General features: G+C 66.7%; 3 protein-coding genes. 2 read left to right on the forward strand and 1 reads right to left on the reverse strand.

Translation table 11 applies throughout. From position 1 onward, the window contains the following. Positions 1-359, reverse strand: a 359-nt coding sequence (locus VFX99_RS12380) for a MerR family transcriptional regulator (protein WP_329666597.1), incomplete at its 3' end; no start/stop codon positions are given. Positions 360-553: 194 nt separating this feature from the next. Between VFX99_RS12380 and VFX99_RS12385 the strand changes: the two genes are divergently transcribed. Next, positions 554-1,429 carry a DUF4097 family beta strand repeat-containing protein gene (locus VFX99_RS12385; RefSeq protein ID WP_329666598.1) on the forward strand — a complete coding sequence of 292 codons (876 nt, stop codon included), beginning with the start codon at positions 554-556 and terminating at the stop codon, positions 1,427-1,429. Beyond that, a complete protein-coding gene (locus tag VFX99_RS12390; RefSeq protein ID WP_329666599.1) occupies positions 1,429-2,061 on the forward strand; it encodes a PadR family transcriptional regulator in 633 nt (210 codons plus the stop codon). The genes VFX99_RS12385 and VFX99_RS12390 overlap by 1 nt, the downstream gene beginning before the upstream one ends. Positions 2,062-2,107: the final 46 nt, after the last annotated feature.

The following is a 2,107-nucleotide window of genomic DNA, read 5'->3' on the forward strand; positions in this document are numbered from 1 at the left end:
TCCTCTGCCATGAGTCGTTCACCTCCTCTCAGTGCATCGATGGTGAGCTGAACGGACGCGATCTGCCGTTCCAGCCGGTGCTGCTCCTGCTTCAGCCACGCGAGGTGGCCGGTGAGGGCGTCTTCTTGCGAGTCCTCTCGATCGAGGATCTCGCCGATCTGCATCAGGCCGAGGCCGAGGTCGCGCAGCAGCAGGATCCGCTGCAGGCGGACGAGTGCGTCGCGGCCGTAATACCGGTAGCCGTTGCCGCCGATACGCGAAGGCGACAGCAGCCCGACGTCGCCGTAGTGGCGGAGCGTCCGGCTGGTGGTGCCCGCGATGCGAGCGATCTGCTGGATCGACCACTCATCCCTGTCCATCGAATCCTCCTCTCGCTGCTTCTGATGGGCACGATGAATCTCACGCTAAAGGTTGACGCCGCGTCAATGTCAACGGTACTGAGCGATCTCACAGGCGCAGAGTCTTGACACATACGCGATATATCGTGTTGTCTGGTCTCATCGCGATATATCGCGAACCGGCCCCAACCGCAATGGTATTCAGGAGAGAAGAAATGACCCTCGAGAAGTGGATCATCCACCCGGGCGAAACCCGCGTCATCGACATCGAGACCGTGCGGAAGCTGAAGGTCGGCCTCGTCGGAGGCCAGATCGACGTCATCGGCCACGACGAGCCGGGCGCTCGGATCGAAGTGCACGGCGTCACGATCAAGGACCTGCGCATCGAGGTCACCGGCGACGTCGTCGAGATCGACCACCCGCAGCTGCGCTGGGACAACTTCCTCGAAGTGTTCCGCAACTTCGGTGCGGGCGGTCCGAAGGCCGAGATCAGCGTCGCGGTCCCCCGCGAGGTCGCGCTGAATCTCGGTGTGGTCAGCGCGAGCGCCCTGGTCTCCGGCATCCGTCACGACACGCGCCTGAACACCGTGTCGGGTGACATCATCGTCGACGGCATCACCGGCGACCTCACCGTCAATGCCGTCTCGGGTGACGTCCAGATCCGGGGGCTGCAGGGCGCGCTCAGCGCCAACAGCGTCTCGGGCGATGTCGCGGCGACGGGCACAGTCCGCAAGGCCGTGATCGACACCGTCTCGGGCGCCATGCTCGTCGACAGCACAGGAGAAGCGCACCAGGTCGGGCTCAACACCGTCAGCGGGAACGCCACCGTTCGCCTCGACGACGGCCGGCCGGCCAACTACGTGGTGCGCAGCGTGAGCGGCCGGGTTCAGGTCGACGGCACCGTCCGCTCGGGGAAGGGCACCGGCCCGACCACCAACTTCAGCGGCTCGGTCGGCGAACTCAGCGGTTCGTTCGTGGACGTGCGCGCCAACTCCGTGTCGGGTGACATCACGGTACTGCGCCGTGCGGGCGCGTCCGCGGATGCGAACGGAACGACGGATGCCGCTGCGGGCGCCGAGGAGGAGTGGTGATGGCACCCGTCTTCTCGCACGGCGATCTGCGCCTCTACCTGCTGAGCCTTCTCGATGAGGGGCCGCGGCACGGATACGACATCATGCAGGCCCTGTCCGATCGCACCGGTGGCACGTACACGCCCAGCGCCGGGACGATCTACCCCCGCCTCGCCAAGCTCGAGGAGGAAGGCCTGGTCACCAAGACCGTCGACGGCCGCAAGACCGTCTACGAGATCACCGAGGCCGGCCGCGCCGAAGTCACGGCGCGCACCGGAGACCTCGAAGGGATCGAAGCCGGCCTGACCGACTCCGTACGCCTCATCGCCGACGAGGTGCGCGGAAGCGTCCGCGAGGCGATGAAGAGTCTCCGCGCCGACCTCGCCGCTGCCACTCGCGAGGAACGGAAAACCGCGAGTGAGGCGCCCAAGGAAGACGACCCGCGCATGGCCAGCCGTGAGCAGGTGCACCGCGCCGATGCCGCGATCAACGAGTTCCGCGCTCAGGTTCGCAGCGATCTGCGCTCGCACGTCGCGCGCGGCGGGGAGCTGGCCGCTACGGTGATCGACGACCTGATGGCGTCGCTCGACGGAGTCGCCCGCGACATCACCCGCTCCCTGCGCAGCCTGCGGGACGAGACGCCGCAGAACTGACAGCGCGAGATGAGACGCCCTCCGCATTCGCGGAGGGCGTCTCATT

This window comes from Microbacterium sp., assembly GCF_036277215.1.
Taxonomy (GTDB): domain Bacteria; phylum Actinomycetota; class Actinomycetes; order Actinomycetales; family Microbacteriaceae; genus Microbacterium.

Excerpts from the sequence above, each read along its gene's own strand:
- VFX99_RS12385 (WP_329666598.1), top strand. The coding sequence starts at position 554 with ATGACCCTCGAGAAGTGGATCATCCACCCGGGCGAAACCCGCGTCATC.
- VFX99_RS12390 (WP_329666599.1), top strand. The coding sequence starts at position 1,429 with ATGGCACCCGTCTTCTCGCACGGCGATCTGCGCCTCTACCTGCTGAGC.